Origin of the sequence: Thermoanaerobacter wiegelii Rt8.B1 (genome assembly GCF_000147695.2) — a bacterium.
GTDB lineage: Bacteria > Bacillota > Thermoanaerobacteria > Thermoanaerobacterales > Thermoanaerobacteraceae > Thermoanaerobacter > Thermoanaerobacter ethanolicus.
In genome coordinates this window covers 211,776-229,802 of the sequence record NC_015958.1, presented here as the reverse complement: position 1 = coordinate 229,802, position 18,027 = coordinate 211,776, and the positions used below count along the sequence as shown (strand labels likewise).

16 protein-coding genes and 1 pseudogene are annotated in these 18,027 nt (G+C 33.2%); 1 reads left to right on the top strand and 16 read right to left on the bottom strand.

Annotated elements, in window-relative coordinates; translation table 11 throughout:
- Window positions 1-23 precede the first annotated feature (23 nt).
- The 10 genes from THEWI_RS01115 to THEWI_RS01070 form a co-directional block, all read right to left on the bottom strand.
- Window positions 24-677: a potassium channel family protein gene (locus THEWI_RS01115; RefSeq protein ID WP_014062097.1), complete on the bottom strand. Its 654-nt coding sequence runs from the start codon at window positions 675-677 to the stop codon at window positions 24-26.
- Window positions 678-692: 15 nt separating this feature from the next.
- The gene (locus THEWI_RS01110) at window positions 693-2,027 is read right to left on the bottom strand and encodes a TrkH family potassium uptake protein (RefSeq protein WP_041589167.1); all 1,335 of its coding nucleotides are present in this window, start codon (window positions 2,025-2,027) and stop codon (window positions 693-695) included.
- Window positions 2,028-2,236: 209 nt separating this feature from the next.
- Entirely contained in the window at window positions 2,237-3,400 is a 1,164-nt protein-coding gene (locus THEWI_RS01105; RefSeq protein ID WP_014062095.1) for an SIS domain-containing protein, read from the bottom strand.
- Window positions 3,401-3,422: 22 nt separating this feature from the next.
- The gene (gene pfkB / locus THEWI_RS01100) at window positions 3,423-4,352 is read right to left on the bottom strand and encodes a 1-phosphofructokinase (RefSeq protein ID WP_014062094.1); all 930 of its coding nucleotides are present in this window, start codon (window positions 4,350-4,352) and stop codon (window positions 3,423-3,425) included.
- Complete coding sequence (gene fba, locus THEWI_RS01095; RefSeq protein WP_014062093.1) at window positions 4,349-5,203, bottom strand: class II fructose-1,6-bisphosphate aldolase; 855 nt, start codon at window positions 5,201-5,203, stop codon at window positions 4,349-4,351. The genes pfkB and fba overlap by 4 nt, the downstream gene beginning before the upstream one ends.
- A 132-nt stretch (window positions 5,204-5,335) precedes the next feature.
- The gene (locus THEWI_RS01090) at window positions 5,336-5,785 is read right to left on the bottom strand and encodes a PTS sugar transporter subunit IIA (RefSeq protein ID WP_014062092.1); all 450 of its coding nucleotides are present in this window, start codon (window positions 5,783-5,785) and stop codon (window positions 5,336-5,338) included.
- A 1-nt stretch (window position 5,786) separates the two neighbouring features.
- Window positions 5,787-6,569, bottom strand: coding sequence for a PTS galactosamine transporter subunit IID (gene agaD / locus THEWI_RS01085; RefSeq protein ID WP_244262342.1), 783 nt, complete (start codon window positions 6,567-6,569; stop codon window positions 5,787-5,789).
- 7 nt (window positions 6,570-6,576) lie between these two features.
- Entirely contained in the window at window positions 6,577-7,371 is a 795-nt protein-coding gene (gene agaC / locus THEWI_RS01080) for a PTS galactosamine transporter subunit IIC (RefSeq protein ID WP_003869003.1), read from the bottom strand.
- 14 nt (window positions 7,372-7,385) lie between these two features.
- Window positions 7,386-7,859: a PTS galactosamine transporter subunit IIB gene (gene agaB / locus THEWI_RS01075; protein WP_003869002.1), complete on the bottom strand. Its 474-nt coding sequence runs from the start codon at window positions 7,857-7,859 to the stop codon at window positions 7,386-7,388.
- Between the two features lie 174 nt (window positions 7,860-8,033).
- A complete protein-coding gene (locus THEWI_RS01070) occupies window positions 8,034-10,781 on the bottom strand; it encodes a sigma-54-dependent transcriptional regulator (protein ID WP_014062091.1) in 2,748 nt (915 codons plus the stop codon).
- A gap of 228 nt (window positions 10,782-11,009) precedes the next feature.
- Here THEWI_RS01070 and THEWI_RS01065 point away from each other — a divergent pair, with 228 nt between their 5' ends.
- On the top strand, window positions 11,010-12,287 hold the full coding sequence (locus THEWI_RS01065) for a transposase (protein ID WP_014062090.1): 1,278 nt from the start codon (window positions 11,010-11,012) through the stop codon (window positions 12,285-12,287).
- A 269-nt stretch (window positions 12,288-12,556) separates the two neighbouring features.
- On the opposite strand, the gene THEWI_RS01060 is transcribed toward THEWI_RS01065, so the two are convergent.
- The 6 genes and pseudogenes from THEWI_RS01060 to THEWI_RS01035 form a co-directional block, all read right to left on the bottom strand.
- Complete coding sequence (locus THEWI_RS01060; RefSeq protein WP_003868262.1) at window positions 12,557-13,717, bottom strand: MFS transporter; 1,161 nt, start codon at window positions 13,715-13,717, stop codon at window positions 12,557-12,559.
- Window positions 13,718-13,790: 73 nt separating this feature from the next.
- Window positions 13,791-14,438, bottom strand: coding sequence for a bifunctional 4-hydroxy-2-oxoglutarate aldolase/2-dehydro-3-deoxy-phosphogluconate aldolase (locus THEWI_RS01055; protein ID WP_003868263.1), 648 nt, complete (start codon window positions 14,436-14,438; stop codon window positions 13,791-13,793).
- 19 nt (window positions 14,439-14,457) lie between these two features.
- Complete coding sequence (locus THEWI_RS01050) at window positions 14,458-15,096, bottom strand: phosphoglycerate dehydrogenase (protein WP_244262273.1); 639 nt, start codon at window positions 15,094-15,096, stop codon at window positions 14,458-14,460.
- A 195-nt stretch (window positions 15,097-15,291) separates the two neighbouring features.
- Entirely contained in the window at window positions 15,292-16,437 is a 1,146-nt protein-coding gene (gene dgoD, locus THEWI_RS01045; RefSeq protein WP_014062089.1) for a galactonate dehydratase, read from the bottom strand.
- Between the two features lie 104 nt (window positions 16,438-16,541).
- Window positions 16,542-17,710: pseudogene (locus THEWI_RS01040) on the bottom strand (UxaA family hydrolase).
- On the bottom strand, window positions 17,707-17,997 hold the full coding sequence (locus tag THEWI_RS01035; RefSeq protein ID WP_004399938.1) for a UxaA family hydrolase: 291 nt from the start codon (window positions 17,995-17,997) through the stop codon (window positions 17,707-17,709). Before THEWI_RS01035 ends, THEWI_RS01040 begins: the two are co-directional and overlap by 4 nt.
- Window positions 17,998-18,027: the final 30 nt, after the last annotated feature.

The following is an 18,027-nucleotide window of genomic DNA, read 5'->3' as shown; positions in this document are numbered from 1 at the left end:
TTTTATAATATTCTGTCTATGTCCTATAGTTTTATCTCAAATTTTTTAATGTCTGTATTTTTACCACAAACAGCTAATACATCCCCTTCATCAACAACATAATCCGGTCCTGGTGATAGTATAATCTCATCATTCAACTTTTTTGCAGCTATGACATTTAATCCATATTTTTCTCTCATGTTTATATCCCTTAATGTTTTATGAAACCACTCTTCAATTGGAAGAATTTCTGCTATGCTATATTCCTTAGAAAACTCAATAAGATCTAATAAATTGCTTGAAAAAATATTTCTGGCAACCCTTATACCCATATCTTTTTCTGGCATTACAACTCTATCTGCTCCAACTTTGTAAAGAACCCTTGCATGTAATTCATTGTGAGCTTTTGCTATTACATACTTTACACCCATCTCTTTGATAAGCATTGTTACCATAATACTTGATTCCATATTACTCCCTATAGCTATTATAGCCACATCAAAGTTTTTCACACCAAGTGACTTAAGTACATTTTCATCAGTAGCATCAGCCTGTACTGCATGAGTTACCAAACCAGTCATAGATTGTACTAACTCTTCATTCTCATCTATAACCAGTACATCATTGCCCATTTCATATAAAGTTTTGGCCAAACTTATACCAAAGCTTCCTAACCCAATAACAATAAACTGTTTCATATTTCCACCTCTATTTTAGCCTACCATAATTTTCTCTTCCGCATACTTCATTATAGGTTTAGGTTTCTTCTGCCTTTGTGCCAATGCTAACGCCAACGTTAAAGGACCAACTCTTCCAGTATACATTGTAAATATTATAATGATTCTGCCAATTGTAGTCAATTCAGGTGTAAGCCCGAGTGATAGCCCCACAGTTCCAAAAGCTGAGGTTGCCTCATATAATACAGTAATAAAATTAGATGTTTCAGTAATAGATAAAACCATAGTAGCAGAAAAAACAATAAAAATACTTATAAAAAATATAGCTACAGCTCTATAAACTATATGTCTGCTAATAGTGCGCTTATAAAGTACTGTCTCTTCTTCACCCTTTATTACTGATAATACCGTATATAGTATAACCCCAAAAGTGGTTGTCTTTATACCTCCACCTGTTCCAGCAGGGGAAGCTCCAATAAACATGAGTATTATTGTCAAAAATTTAGACGCTATAGTCATGTCAGAAAGCGATAACGTATTAAAACCTGCTGTTCTGGGTGTCACAGCTTGAAATAATGATGCAAGTATCTTTGTAGGAAAATCTAATGGCTTTAAAGTTTTTGGATTATTGTATTCAAATAAGAATATAAACAATGTTCCAGCAGCAATCAAAAACAATGTAATAGTTATAACAATTTTTGAATGCAATGTAAATTTATTAAAATGTCTATGTTCGTATATATCAAGCAAAACGTAAAACCCTAATCCACCAAATATTATCAAACCCATTATGACCAGATTTACCACCCAGTCAGATACATAACCCGTTAGACTCCTAAAATTGCCCATAAGATCAAAGCCAGCATTATTAAATGCAGAAATAGAATGGAAAAAGCCGTAATACACTGCCTTTTTTAATCCCATCTGGGGTAAAAATCTCAAAGTCAATATAACTGCTCCAATACTTTCAAATAAAAAAGAAAACATTAATATATACTTAGCAAATTTTACAATGCCTCCAAGACTATTTGTATTAAAAGCTTCTTGCATTACCAATCTCTCTTTAAAGGTTATTCTCCTACCAAGGATCAACGCGAAAAGCGTTGACATGGTCATAATACCTAGACCACCAATTTGTATAAGCACCATTATCACTATTTGCCCAAAAACAGACCAATATGTTTTTGTGTCAACAACTGTAAGGCCCGTAACACATGTGGCTGATGTGGATGTAAAAAGTGCAGTTAGAAAATCTGCACCTTCTCCACTTTTAGTTGCCACAGGTAACATCAGTAATAAAGTTCCAATTAATATAATAGCTGCAAATCCTAAAGCAAGTACTTGAGTAGGCGTTAGTTTTATTTTTATTATAAAAAATCACCTTCCTATGGAGAAAAGGCCCATTGAGGCCTTTATAATCGATTTTACTGATAAAATGTCTAAAACAAAAAATTTTTATAACGTTTAAATTATAACAAATTACTGTCATCGAGTCAACCTTCCTACTTCTCTCGATTCAGTATTCATTTCACTTATAAAGCCATGGAGCAATCTCTCCATGGCTTTAATAAAATTTTATATTAAACATATTCATAAATTATAACACCTTTAACAACTCTATTTACTCTTCCTTCAGGGTTTGGATTGTCTGGTGTTATTCCTAAGTTTAAGGACTTATAAAAAGCTAACATTTGTGCATAAATAATATATAGAGGTGTTAAAAAAGCTTCTTCTACATTGGTAAAGTCCTGTCTCAATTTGAATATATAATCTATTCCATCTATTTGCAAATCTTCTGGCAGAAAAGCCATTAATTTTCTTTGCCCGGGTTCATTTGCTATCTCTTTTATGAGGTCTAAATCATATTTTTGTGTATAAGGATTGTTTGACACAAAAAACCCTAAAAGTGTTTTATCATTTATCACAGATTTTGGTCCGTGCCTAAATCCTAAAGGCGTATTAAAATTAGTATTGACTTCTCCTCGTGATAATTCTAAAGATTTTAATGCAGCTTCTGCTGCACATCCTTTTAAGTTGCCACTGCCTAAGTATATCAATCTGTCATAGTCAATTTTTGATATCTCTTCTACTATACTCGCCTCTTCTTCTATTATTCTCTCTGCTTCTTTTGCTAATTTTTCAAATAAGTCTTTTTTGCTCTCAATTTCTTCTATGTGTGGCAGCATTAAATCTGTTAAAAGCATACATGTAAAACTACTTGTCATGGCAAAGCCTTCATCATTTGATTCTTCCGGCATAAATATGTTTAAAGAATTTTTCTTGTCAATTGTGCTTTTTGCCATTTTGCCATTTTTATTACAGGTGATGTTTAAAAAATAAACATCTTTTATAATTTTTTCTGCTAACTCTATTGTAGCCACACTTTCTGGACTGTCGCCAGACCTTCCGTGGGAAATTAAAAGAGTAGGTTTGTCTTTAAAGAAAAAGTTCTCTGGTGATGCAACAATATCCGTTGTGTCAATCGCTTCTACGTCTTGTCCCAGCATTTTTCTTAAATAACCTTCACTGCTATAGCCTACAAAGGCAGATGTTCCTGCACCAGTTAGTATGATTTTTAAATCTTTTAGTTGTAATATTGGGTTTAAAAATTCAGCAATTTCTCTTTTTTGATTTAAAAGAATATTAAAAAGTTCTCTCCATACTTTCGGCTGCTGATTTATTTCTTTCGCTGTAGCATAGCCTTTCCTTTCTTTTAATTGTTCTTCACTGTAACCTAATAACATGTCCGTACCCCCTGTTTTTATTTTAAAGTTTTTGTAGTTTGACATTATTTTTTAAATATTCTACGTCTTCTATCGTAACATATCCTGTCTTGTAATACATGGCATTTGCCGTTCCGCATGCAGTTGCTAGTCTCGCAGCATCAACAATATCAAGTCCTTTTTTTACGCCAACTGCCATACCTGCAACATATGAATCTCCTGAACCTACAGGACTTGCTACTTTTATTTTAGGTGGTATGAGTCTAAATACTCCTTCCTCACATGCAACAATAGAACCTTCGCTGCCTAAAGATATTGACACAATTGGTATTCCAAACTGTTTGAGCTCTAAAGCTGCTCTTTTGATTTCTTCAATATCTTTTAATTCTTTATTAAGCAGTTTTTCTACTTCTTCTTTGTTAGGTTTAATCATAAATGGTTTTGATTTGATTGCTTTTGAAAGGTATGCACCGCTTGTATCTAAAATTAGTTTTGCACCATTTTTCTTTGAGATATTTATTAGTTCTACATAGATATCTTCAGGAACACCAGAAGGTGCACTTCCAGAGGCTGTTATGATATTGCAACTTTTTGATAGTTCATTAAAATTGTCTAAAAATTTTTCTATATGCTCTTGAGATATATAAGGTCCTTTTTCTAAAATTTCCGTCTGAGTTTTTGACACAGGGTCCAAAATTGCTATGCAGGTACGAGTCTCTCCTTCTATTTTGATAAAGCTACATTTGACACCTATTTTGTTAAGCTCTTCTTCTATGAATTCTCCTGATTTACCGCCTAAAAATCCTGTTGCTGTTACCTCTTCTCCTAAGGTTTTTATGACTTTTGTTACATTGATTCCCTTGCCACCTGCCACGCTGTTTTCTTCCTGGGCTCTGAAAATTTTGCCTACTTGAAAATTGTCCACTCTGTAACTTCTGTCAACTGAGGGATTTAAAGTGACTGTCAATATCATGCTCTTTCACCACAGCCAAAAAGTTTTATTTTTTCTTTTACGATTTCTTCTATCGCTTTTTCTCCAGGTGCAAGGAATTTTCTTGGATCGCTCTCATCTGGGTTATTTTTAAATACTTCTTTTATTGCATTTGCAAAAGGAATTTTTAATTCTGTGGCAATGTTTAATTTGCATATACCCAGTGCTATAGCTTTTTTTACCAACTCATCAGGAACTCCTGATGCACCATGAAGTACCAATGGAATGTCTACTAAGCTCGCTATTTCTTTTAACCTTTCAAAGTCAAGTTTTACTTCTCCTTTGTACATCCCATGGGCCGTGCCAATTGCTATAGCTAATGAGTCAACTCCTGTCTTCTCTACAAAATCCGCTGCCATTTCAGGATCTGTAAATGCACTTTTCTCTTCTTTTACATATATATCATCTTCTACACCTACTATACTTCCAAGCTCTGCTTCTACAGTCACACCTGCTGCATGAGCTACTTCGACAACCTTTTTTGTAAGTTCCACATTTTCTTCATAGGGAAGCATTGACCCATCAATCATTACTGAAGTGTAACCTGCCCTTATGCATTTTACAACGAGTTCAAAGGAATTTCCGTGGTCTAAATGTAGTGCTATTGGTATGTCATATTTTTCTGATGCGACTTCTGCCATTGCCGCTATATAGTCTTCTCCTGCATGCTTTATTGTGCCAGGTGTTGTCTGTAAAATTAAAGGTGATTCCATCTCAGCTGCAGTTTTTACAACCGCTTTTAAGGTTTCAAGGTTGTGTATGTTAAAGGCTCCTACAGCATATTTGTTTTTTTTAGCATCTTCAAGCATCTTTTTTGTATTAACTAATGGCACTTTGTTCACCACCTATTCAAACTCAGTATAAAACCACTAAATATATTTTAAATATTGAACCTATTTAACTGTTCTAAAAAACTATTCTGCACCAGGCATTTAAAGCACCCTAGTGCAGAATAATAATCTCTCTTAAATACCCTCCCTCATTTTCTCTGTTCCTTCATCATCTTTATGATGTTCATTATACTGTGTAAAATTTAATACACTATTTTTAGTAGTTTTCACAGCAAGATTAGCCAACTCAGAAATTGACAATTTATCCTTTTGCAAAACTATTTCTAATAAAGCGCTTAAATTACACCCTGCTACCAATTCTATTTTTTTATCACCCGAAACAGCAAATTCAGCAGCTACTTTAAAAGGTGTTCCTCCAACAATATCACATATGATTAAAACTGGTGAATTAGGATATTTGTCCAATATTTCCTTGATCTTATATTTCAAACTTATATCAGAATCATTTTCCTTAAAATCTATTGCATACACACCATCAATAATCCCAGCTATAAGCTGAATTGAACTTTTTAGCCCAGTTGCATAATTCCCATGTCCTGTAATGATGGTCACAGTATCATGCATATCACAAAACCCCTAAATATGAGAAGAATATCGCCATAAAGAATGTTATTAATATCAATATAACTGGGCTTACTTTTTTCTTTTTTAAGAGATAAAACATTAGTAGAGTATATCCTAAAGGTAAAATATTAGGGAAAATTTTGTCAAAAAATTCTGTTTGCAATGAGATAACATGGTCTTTATTTATTGGAATCTTAGTTAATACTTCAATATGCACATATGTGGCTATTAATCCTCCAATAACAGTAACACCAAGTATAGAAGCTGCTTTAGAAAATATTTTTGATTGCTCTTTAATGAGGTCTATAGCGTTTACACCTAAAGTATAGCCAAGATGAGTTAAAGGAATACGTAATAACCAGATGCTTAGATACACTGCAAAAAACAAAATTGGTCCAATTAAGCTTCCTTGCATAGCAAAAGAAGCACTAATACCTACCATTATCGGAAGTAAAGTAAACCAAAAAATAGCATCGCCAATACCCGCTAAAGGACCAAACAAGGCTACTTTTAATCCTCTAATTACTCCTCTATCCTCATGATTTTCTTCCAAAGAAAGCAACAGTCCCATTAAAAATCCTACTAAATTAGGATGAGTGTTTATAAATTCTAAGTTGTCCTTCATAGCCTCTGAAAGGCCTTTTTTATCATCTTTATATATCTTTCTTAAAAATGGTAATTGTGCTAAAGTGAACCCTCCTGCCTGCATTCTTTCATAGTTAAAACTGGCTTGTAAAAGTGAAGAAAAAATTGCTAGTTTTGTTATATCTTTTTTTGTCAACACTTTTTTATTAGATTCCGTCACTATAATCATCTCCCTTCGTTGCTACTACATTATTTAAAACAGGCTGATCTTTTGTACGGAAATACTCGTAAAGTGCTAAAGCTGCGCCTATTACCGCAACAGGTAATAAATTTGAAAAAGGTAGGAAAGAAGCTACAAAAAACCCTATTATAAAATATGGCGTGTATTCTGCTTTCATCATAACTCTAAGCAACATACCAAATCCTACCGCTGGTAATATTCCGCCTGCTATTTGGAATCCATGAGCCAACCAAGCTGGCATTGATTGCACAACTGTTTTCATCAAATCCTGTGCAACATATACACTTAAAAAGACGATTATTCCATAGCTTAGCGCAACAATAGAAGTAGTTAAAATATTTATTTTGGCAAGTCCTTTTACGTTTGCTTCTTCTGCATACTTATCAGCTTTTGCCATGAAAAACGAAAAGCTAGAGTAATAGAATAAAATAATATACTGCATTAGAAAACTAAAAGGTAATGCTAATCCTATTGCTGTCTTAGGATCTGCACCTGTTGTAAAAGCAATAACTGTTGTCATCAATCCTGCTAAAATTGGATTGGGTGGTTGCGTTCCTCCAGCGGGTGTTAATCCTGCAAATGCCAATTCGGTTAACCCACCAGCAATTAAGCCTGTGTGTACGTCACCAAGTATCAATCCTGTTAAAGTTCCAACAATTATCGGTCTAAAAAGGAAAAATGCTTCAAGCCAAAAATCCACACCTACTATTATCGCCATTAAAGTTAAAAGCAAAGCTTGCGTCAATGTAATGCTATGCATTCAATCAAACCTCCTCATTGTAAATATTCTTTTTTATCGTCAGGAGTATCTTGTATATACACTTCCACCCCTTTCGAACTAATATAGTGCAAATCTTCTAAATCATTGTCATCTACATATACTTTTTTACTTAGCTGTTTTTTACCTGGTGAAAAATGCATGTTACCAACATTCACTTCTTTTATAGGTACTCCCCCATCTACTAATTTTCTAACAACTTGCGGAGTTTTACACACTATAAAAATTTTCTGAGATGGAGAAGCTTTATGAATTATATTTATAGTGTGTTCTATGGTAAAAAAGCGAATCCCTACACCTGCCATTTCTGCTGTCATCTTCATCAGCTGCTGCTGTAAAGGATCATTAGCTACTTCATCATCTACAACAACGATCAAATTTGCTCCTAAAGATTTTACCCAAGTAACTCCTACTTGCCCATGAACTAAACGATTATCTATACGTGTTAATAAAATATTAGGAACTGACAATAACTCCCCTCCTTTCAGTTTGAATTTGTTTTCACTATATTTCTTTAGCAAAAAGCATGCCAAAGAGTGTAATTAATTTTAACAGCATTGATATACAAAAAAGCATTCCTATCGAAGGAATGCCTAGAAATCAAATATAATTTCGTTTATTTTAAAAGTTATTGCAAGGTTATTTTATACTGGTAAATCTTTTATTTTTGTAACTATCAAGTCATATATAAACCCTATTTCCGTCGTCGGTATATCCACTTTATAAGTTTCTTCTATGACACTAAAAGATGATTTAACAAAATCTATGAACTGTCTATGACACTGTTCAAATTCCTCCAAATTACTGTAAGATGTTATGGGTTCTTTCATCACTAGTCTTTCAATCATTACACTGACATGTATATACAAACTTATTTTCAAATCATTGGAAAATCTAACCCCAATAAATCTTTCTAAATCTGAAATGGCTTTTTCAACCTGGACAATTATTTTATCAGGATTCAATATGGTCAAATGTTGTAATACATTTTGTAAAGAGAAAAGTCTGACTATTGTCTGATTAATCTGCTGTATAGTTTCGTCATCAACAATACCTCTTAATATTTTACTTAACAGGACCTCTCCTTTGCCAGCAATTAAATCTTCTAAAGACAAATAGGGTATCTCTTTTATTCCAGGGTCTGCTGTTCCAATGATTAGCTTAACATTAAAATTTTTGAATATCTCATCTTTTATCCCATTTCCTTTTAACCTGCTGTAATCATATGGAATAATCTCAATATCTTCATTTGTAAAACATTCTTTTAAAAGGTCTTTTATTTTCACTGCTGTGCCGATTCCTGTTACGCAAGTTGTTAGAATAGCATTTTCTCTATTTTTTTGAGATTTAATAAATCTATAACTGCTGCTATTTTTCTGTATTGCCTCTGTTACAATTTGCTCTAGTGGTTGATTTTGCAATATTCTATTCCCAACGTCTAAAGCCAATTGAGTAGTAATATTATTAATAATTGCTATGTCTCCCTCGACAATGTCAGTCAAAGACTTGTATATCTCCTCTAAAGAACCCATGTCTACTAATATAATAATCCCTTTGGAGGTATCTATATTTTTTAAATAATCTTGAACTTTTAGCATAATCTCTTGTGTCGACATCTCAATTGGCATATCAAAAGCTTCAAAAACAAACTGTCCCAAAAGCCTATTGGCGACACTAGCTATGCTACTGGCAGTTGAATAACCATGGGCTATTATTATGGAATTTATGAGATTTGTATTGTCACTTTTAGTTAAGCTTTTAATATAAAGTGTAAAATAAATTACAGCAATTTGGTTGAGTTTTACGTCCAAGTTAACTTCAATAAGTTCTACCATTTTGTTAGCTACTATAAATTCTTTTGGGAAAACATTTTTTAAGACTCTTAATACCATTGTTATATTTTCAGAATACTTTTCATAAGTTGCATCGCTTAATAAATAATTAATAAAATGAGTCAATACCAAAACTGAATTACCATAATATTTAATTCCGTACATGTTTTGTATTATATTTAACACATTTTCTATTACATTTTTAATAGCATTGAAAACTATTGAATCTATATAGGTGTTGTCGTTTTTAAAAATTATTTTATCTGTAAACTCATTTAAATAAATCAAAGCATCTTTTTTAAAACTGTCAGCATTTATTTCCCTACTACTATATTTCTCAAATAGCACAAATATTTTGCTTACTACTTCATATACATCTTTATTGTCTTCTTTGTCCCATATCAGAGCTTCATCTTTTCTATTGTGAGAAATTAACATTCCGTTAAAATGAAAATTACTTTTTATTATATCTAAATCGGCCTGCATTTCTCTTGGTAGGTCATATAGATGGATTCGCAATATATTTGTTTTCTCTCTTATAACATGGTTATAGGCTTGAGCACAGCTGTATTTTATGACATTCATAAGCTGGCCAATGTTGCCAGAAATTTTGGTTTTAAGAAGTACATTAAGGACTTGTTTGCTTATTAAAATATCCATTCCCAGATTTTTGGCCTCATTTTTGTAAAAGTTATAGATAAGTTGTAACCTTTCATGTAAAGGCCTATCATAGAGAGAGGGGATGTTTACAACTAATGGTATTCTTCTTAAAAAAGTCTTTGTAAGAGTTTGCTCAGGGTCTTCCGTTGTGGCAAAAATAAACCTTACTTTTGCTGTCCTCCAATTGCCCGTCTCACCAAGCCTTCTAAATATGCCTTTGTCTAAAAACAAAAACAGTTTTTCCTGCCCTTCTGGCGAAAGCCTGTGAACTTCATCCAAAAACAAATATCCTCCATTCGCTTCTTCTAAAAGGCCGGGTTTGTCTTTATCAGCACCTGTAAATGCTCCTTTTACATAGCCAAAAAGGTTTGCTGACAATAGTTCAGGATTATTGGCGTATTCAGCACAATTAAATATTACATAAGGAGCATTTTCTTCTATAGCACCAATGGATTTAGCATATTCGTAAATAAGCTGCGCAATATAGCTTTTACCTACTCCTGTATTTCCAATTAGCAAAATAGGTAGTCCATTGGGAGGATAAGAAGCCGCTGATTTACATAATTTCACTTGTGTTTTAAGACTGCCGTTATATCCTATAAGCTTTGTAAAAGGGTCATCGTTTGAAACCTTTACAGTTGAATCCAAGGTTTTAGCCGTTTCTTTGAATTCTTTTGCCTTCTTTTCATAAACTTCTTTGTCTAAAAAATAAACAGGCCTTGTGTTTATTTTTATTATTTTGCCTTCTTTATAAAGTTCATTTAATAAATGGCTTGCTACATTCCTTCTCAAATTCAATTTTTTGGCAATTTCTTGGGCAGTCAATCCCTTCTTTTCTTTAATATTTATATCTTTTGACAAATCCTTTATCAAATTAAATACTCTTTCTTTGTTTGTCAAGGATGATCTCCCCTTTAAGGCGAATTAGTAAACTATCGCACACCTCCATACTGTATTTATAAATAGACTTGTGCAAAATTCAAAAGCCTTCATTTAAGCCATTCTACAGACATACTTTTTTTCTATCACTCTTGAATTTTTTATCTTTTATGTAGGATTTCCCCTCCCATTTGTCGAATTATTATATATACCGCATGAAAATATTTTTTAAGGAGGGGGAAATCCTACATGTACCAGCTTCAATTACTTTTAAATATACCTGAACTCTTTACTTCTCTGTCTAAAATTGATTTCTATTCTTCTATGTTTAAAAATCTAGACTTGTCTTCAATACCTGAATTCCCTTCCTCTAGTCCTGGCCGTAAGGGTTATTCTCATCATGCAATGTTTAGAGCTTTTATTGTTATGAAAGCTGAAAGATTCGGTACAATTTCTGACCTTTTAGATTATCTCCGCAATAATCTTATCATTGCTCATCTTTGTGGCTTTAACATCCTTAAACCTCTTCCTTCTTATTGGACTTTCCGCCGTTTTATTAATGAGTTCTCTCATGATTATTTGACCTCTATCTTTCAAAATCAAGTCAATATCCTCAAAAATATGGGCATTATCTCTGGTGAGTTTATTTCCATGGACTCTACCCCTATTAAAGCTAACACTAAGTTAAATAACCCTAAGTCTTTTTCTAAAAATAAATTCTCTAAAGATAATCAGCCTAAGTCTGATAAGGATTGTAAATTAGGCGTTTATTCTGCTTCTAATGATTCTTCTAATAAACGTTATAAGTTTTATTGGGGCTATAAAAATCATATTATTGTTGATGCTATCTCTGGATTACCTATCGCTGAAACTACTACTCCCGCTGATGTCCCTGATTTTGAAGTTGCTTTGTCTTTACTTGAAAAGACTAATAAGTGGTTTAACCTTAAGTATGTTAATTTTATTGCCGATAAGGGGTATGATGTTAAGAGAGTTTATAATTTTGTTAGAGATACTCTCCATGGTCATTGCTTTATTCCTCTTAACAAGCGTAATTCTAAAAGTCCCCCACTGACTGATGATGGTTATATGGTTTGTGAAGCAGGTATTAAAATGCTCAAAGACGGCAAGCAGTATTTTGATGGTTTTATTAAGCAAAAATTTGTTTGCAAGTTCTGTAATTCTAAAGATGACTCTGCCTGCCCTATAAAGCATCCTAAATATTTTAATGGCAAAAAGCATAGAGGCTGTACTAAGTATGCTATTATATCTTCTGATTATAGGTCTTCTATTAATAGAGACTCCCTATATTTTAAGGCTGTCTATAGACTAAGAGTAGAATCAGAAAGATATAATTCTCGATTTAAAGCTCTAGATTTTGAAAAGGCTTATGTTAGAAATATTAATTCTGTCAGCAACCTTAATACTTTTGGCCATATTACTTTGCTTACTGTCGCTATTGTAGCTATTAAACTGGGTAAATTTGATGAGTTTAAGTCTCTTGTTGCTTTAATGCAATCGGCTTAACTTTTGCTGAATTTAGCTCATGCCATTTTTTAACATTTGACTTCTACAGGATATTTATGCCCTTCTTTAGCTCCTCTTTTTGTCTTTTCTTTTCCCTTACCACTTCCTTTATGTTTGATTGTCAGTGTTGATTACTATATATTGTATGTCATACATATTTTGGTTTTTGTTCGTGATTATTTTAATTAATTTTGCACATCCCTATATTTATAAAAAGTATACCACAGAAAAGTAAAAATTTTTAGAGGAAAGTTAAGCTAGTTTGTAAATCAGACTTTCTCTAAATCATCAGTTGTTTCTGTTTTCGCTAAAATTAAAGACATAAATACGACTAAAATCATAAATATCAATATAGCTGAAAATCCAATAAAAACTCCAAAAATGTCGTTTAATCTTCCAATTAAAAAATTTGCCAACATATTTATTGTTGAACTTATTGTCAAAATAATGGCGATTATAATAGTTACATGTTGTTTAAATTCTTTCATGACTATAGCAATTGTCGTTGGGAAAATTATTGAATAAAAAAATCCTGCTACTGAAATTAAAAATGCAAAATTTCTTCCGGCCATTCCAGATGCAATAAGTATTGAAGAAACCAAAGAAAATATAAACAAACTTTTTATATAACCAATTCTTTCAACAATAAACCCCCCAACTAATCTGCCAAAAGTGAATGTCGCAAAGAAAAGCCCAAGATAGAGAGAACTTATTGTATTGTCCATTTTATATTGTGCGCTAAAAAATGTGACAGCCCAATTGCCTATGCCAAGTTCAGAGGCAACGTAAAATCCAAGCATACTTGCAAAAAGCCACATGCGTTTGTCACTTAGGATTTGTATGTAATCTATTTTATCTCTCGCAATATGTTTTTCCTCTCCATGCATCTTAATCTCAAGTGCAGCTAACATTAGTATAAAAACTATTGCTCCAACAGTTAAATAAACTTGTTGCCACGAAAAATTGATATGTAACAGTTTTGCTGTCATATTTGGGGAAATAATAGCTCCAACTCCGTAAAAAAAGTGAAGCAAATTCATCATAAGTGCTTGGTTTACTATAAAAACTATTGAAGCAACTGCATTTATGCCAATCTCCAATAGTCCCATCCCCATGTTCATCACAAAAGCAAAAATAAGAAATACAATAAATTTACGAGCTGCAAAAATTCCAAGTATTCCGGCTATTATAAGGATTAGACCACTTATTAATACTGACTTACGGCCTATTTTATCGGCTAAAAATCCTCCTAGAAAAGTTGATAAAATAAATCCAAAACTTCCAGCTGACAAAAATAAGCCCATCATAGTATAGTCAACACCATAAAAAGTCTTGATATTTATTATCAGCGGTCCTTTGACATTTTCTACTATTCCTATTAACATCATTAAAAGGTAAATTATTGCAATTGTATACGCGTTTTTTCTCAACAAAATATCCTCCCCTGTCTTGTTTATCCTGCACATTAATTATACAGAAACAGGGGAGGAAAAACAAATTTGGTTATTTACCATTAACTTCTTTAAACGCATTTACGAATGCTGCAGCTCTCTTTGTTATTTCATCAAACTTTCCTTCCTCGACAAGCTTATTATTTACAAGCTCACTGCCTATTCCTACAGAACATGCTCCAGCTTTTATAAAATCTTTAAAATTGTCAAGATTTACTGCCCCAACTGCCATCATTTCTATTTGCGATAAAGGTCCTTTTAACTGTTTTATATAGTTTGGCCCAAAGACTCCAGCAGGAAACACTTTAACAATCTGCGCTCCATTTTCCCACGCTGTTACTGCTTCTGTAGGTGTCGAAATGCCCGGAACAGGTAGTACATTGTACCTTTGGCATATTTTTATCATTTCTAGATTTAAAGAAGGTGATAATATAAATGATGCTCCTGACAGTATAGCAATTCTCGCAGTTTCAGCATCTAAGACAGTACCTGCACCTACTAATACCTGATCACTATATTTTTCAACAAGTTTTTCTATCATCTTAGCAGCACCAGGGGTATTAAATGCAACTTCAATAGCTTTTATTCCCCCTGCAATCAGTGAATCTGCAATTCTATATAATGAATCAACGGATGTACCCCTTACAATTGCACAAATTCCTACTTCCTTAATCTTATTTAATACCTCATAGCTTTTCATAATCATTCCCTCCTAAAAATTATTCGCCATTAACTATGTGTGCGCCTTGCTTTTTATTTAACACTAGTACAACATTTTTTGCAGCCACAATTCCCATATTAGTAATGGCCTCACATGTGTATCCTCCAATATGGGATGTTATTACAACATTGTCAAGCTGAAGAAGTGGGCTATTAATGGGTGGCTCTTGTTCCATAACGTCAAGTGCAGCCCCTGCTATTTTCTTATTCGCTAAAGCATTGTATAGTGCGCGTTCATCTACAATACCACCTCTTGATGTATTTATCAAGAAAGCAGTTGGTTTCATCATGCCAAGTTCTCTTTCGCCAATAAGACCTTTTGTCTCCGGTGTCAATGGAACATGGATAGTTACAATATCTGACTGCTTCAAAAGTTCCTCAAATGAGCAATAAGTTACTCCATATTCTTCTGAAAATTTTAGATCTGGATAAACATCATAGCAAAGTACATTCATATCAAAACCCTTAGCTCTCTTTGCAACACCTTTCCCTATCTTTCCTAAGCCAATTATGCCCAGAGTCTTTCCGTAGATTTCAGTACCCATTATTCTCTTCCATCCGCCAGATTTCACAATTCTATCTACAGCAAGTAAATTCCTTGCAAGCACGAGCATGAGCCCAATTACCAAATCAGCCACGGAGTTATTATTAGCGTTTCACAGTCATTCCCTTTTAATATATTGAACGGCTCATCACTGCTCTCACCAAACGATCTAGCAGTAATCACAACTTTATACTTAGACATTGTATCACCCCTTGAAAATCCAATGTTATTTACTGTTTAAATTGCTTTTTAATTATCCGATATATGCGTTATTTACTGCTTAATAATATTACCACTCAGCTACCGTTCCATCGTAATTCCTCCACTTTGGGTTAGTCCAATGTAATCCTTCCATATCAACTTTTTTGACTAATTCTTCATCGATTTCAATACCAAGTCCTGGGCCCGTTGGAATATCGACAAAGCCATCCTTATACGCAAAGATTTCTTTATTCTTTACAAAATCAAGTAAATCAAAACCTTGATTATAGTGTATGCCTAAGCTTTGTTCTTGTATAAACACATTAGGTGTACAGATATCTAATTGTAATGTAGCAGCAAGTGCAATTGGACCATACGGAGCATGTGGAGCTACAGCTACATCAAACGCTTCTGCCATAGCAGATATTTTTTTAGCTTCAAGAATACCCCCTGTTAATGCTACATCGGGTTGAATTATATCTACAACACCGCTTTTTAATACATCTTTGAATCCCCACCTAGTATATAATCTTTCACCTGTCGCAATAGGTATGGATGTATGACTTGCTATTTCCTTCAGTGCTTCATTGTTTTCGGGTAGTACAGGTTCTTCTATAAACATCAGCCTGTATTTTTCTAATTCTTTAGCTAAAACTTTAGCCATTGCCTTATGAACACGTCCGTGGAAATCTATCCCTATCTCCATTTCATAACCAACAGCATCTCTTATTGATGCCACTCTTTCAATAACAGCTTCAATTTTTTTATATGAATCAATATAATGAAGTTCCTCTGTGGCGTTCATTTTTATTGCCTTGAAACCTTTATTCTTCCTATCCAAAGCTGCTTCCACTACATCTGAGGGTCTATCTCCACCAATCCATGAGTAAACCATTATTTTGTCTCTTGCTTTTCCGCCCAATAATTCATATACTGGCACATTATAATATTTGCCTTTTATGTCCCATAATGCCATTTCTATGCCTGATAAAATTGTCATATTTATAGGACCGCCTCTAAAAAAAGACCTATACATTACTTGCCACATATCCTCAATTTGTCTCGGGTCTTTATCAATAAGATACTCTCCCATTTCATATGCGCCTGCAACAACTGTTTCTGTTTTAGTACCCGAAATCAATTCACCCCATCCACTAATCCCTTCATCTGTATCTATCTTTAAAAATATCCATCTTGGTTTTACCTTATATACCTTTAATGATGTAATCTTCATCCTTATTTCTCCCCTCCTCATTTTAAATATCTTACTTACGTTGAACCTTTTTATACTTCCTTCTTACTTTTAACTTCTTATAATCTAAGAAATGTTTTATTAGCTTACCATGAACACCAAATCTCTTGATTTCTATATATACACGTTTCTGAAAATCCATATATTTCTGCTTTTGTTAATTTACCATTACATACATCTATTATCTCTTGTAAAAGCATTTCACCACATTCTTTAATGCTTTTTTTCCCTTCAATTATATCCGAAACATCTAAATCAATATTATCCGACATTTTTTCATACGTTTGTTTATTTCCAGTTATTTTAATTAAAGGTATAATAGGATTACCAATAGGAGTACCTCTCCCTGTGGTAAATACACATATCTGCGCTCCTCCAGCTACCATACCCGTAACAGATTCAATATCATAACCTGGTGTATCCATTATAATGAGACCTTTTTCTTTCGGAATTTCTCCATAACGTACAACTTCATTAATAATACTTGTTCCACCTTTCATAATCGAACCTAATGATTTTTCTTCTAAAGTACTCAATCCTCCTTTAATATTTCCCGGTGAAGGATTCGCGCCCCTAACATCTATTCCTAATCTAATAAACTCGTTTTCTAAATTTTTAACTATTGTTAATAAGTTATTCCTAACTTTTTCATTTTTTGCTCTTCTGGCTAATATATGTTCCGCTCCAATGAATTCTGTAGTTTCACCCAAAAATACTGTAGCCCCTTCTTTTATTAAAATATCACTGCAATATCCTAATGTTGGATTAGCAGCTATTCCAGAAGTAGCATCAGAACCTCCACAATTAGTTGCTAATGTTATATTAGAAATGTCAACTTCTTCACGCTCTATTTTTGACATCTCTTCTACCATTTTTCGTGCTAATTTAATTCCCTTCTGTATAGTTTTTAGTGTTCCTCCTTCTCTTTGTATACTTATGACTTCTACTGGTTTATTACTCCTTTTTTAATTTCTTTATATAAATCATAAGCTTGAATAGTTTCACATCCCAATCCAACTATAATGGTTCCATATACGTTAGGATTTAAAGTCAACCCTATTAAAGTCCTGTGCATAAGTTCCACGCTACTTCCAATTTGCCCGCATCCCTTTGGATTATTTATATATGTCGTACCTTGAACTTGTTCTGATATTAATCTCGCTGTTTCATTTGCACATCCTACAGAAGGTAAAATTAAAACTTTATTTCTTATTCCATATTTACCATCTGGTCTTTTGTATGCCTTAATTTTCATTTCTTACCCCTCACGCTCTCTATATTATCTATATGAACACACTGGCCAATTTCTATAGATTTAATAGCTTTACCTATAACCTCCCCATATTTATAAACGTTATTTCCGGATTGAATAGGTACTACTGCGATTTTGTGGTATATTTCTATATCATCTAATGCAATTAGTCTATTAACTGTTTCATTATTATAGATAATATCTACAACATCACCCTTTTGAATCTGTGACAATGCCGTTGCAACACTATCCGCTTTATTTAAAAGAATTGCTTTTTTTATACTAGGCATTTAATATCTCCCCTCATTTACTTTAGCTTA

Coding starts and splice junctions, on each gene's coding strand:
- THEWI_RS01115 (WP_014062097.1), bottom strand. CDS start 677: ATGAAACAGTTTATTGTTATTGGGTTAGGAAGCTTTGGTATAAGTTTG.
- THEWI_RS01105 (WP_014062095.1), bottom strand. CDS start 3,400: ATGTTATTAGGTTACAGTGAAGAACAATTAAAAGAAAGGAAAGGCTAT.
- pfkB (WP_014062094.1), bottom strand. CDS start 4,352: ATGATATTGACAGTCACTTTAAATCCCTCAGTTGACAGAAGTTACAGA.
- THEWI_RS01090 (WP_014062092.1), bottom strand. CDS start 5,785: ATGCATGATACTGTGACCATCATTACAGGACATGGGAATTATGCAACT.
- agaC (WP_003869003.1), bottom strand. CDS start 7,371: ATGCATAGCATTACATTGACGCAAGCTTTGCTTTTAACTTTAATGGCG.
- THEWI_RS01065 (WP_014062090.1), top strand. CDS start 11,010: ATGTACCAGCTTCAATTACTTTTAAATATACCTGAACTCTTTACTTCT.
- THEWI_RS01055 (WP_003868263.1), bottom strand. CDS start 14,438: ATGAAAAGCTATGAGGTATTAAATAAGATTAAGGAAGTAGGAATTTGT.
- dgoD (WP_014062089.1), bottom strand. CDS start 16,437: ATGAAGATTACATCATTAAAGGTATATAAGGTAAAACCAAGATGGATA.
- THEWI_RS01035 (WP_004399938.1), bottom strand. CDS start 17,997: ATGCCTAGTATAAAAAAAGCAATTCTTTTAAATAAAGCGGATAGTGTT.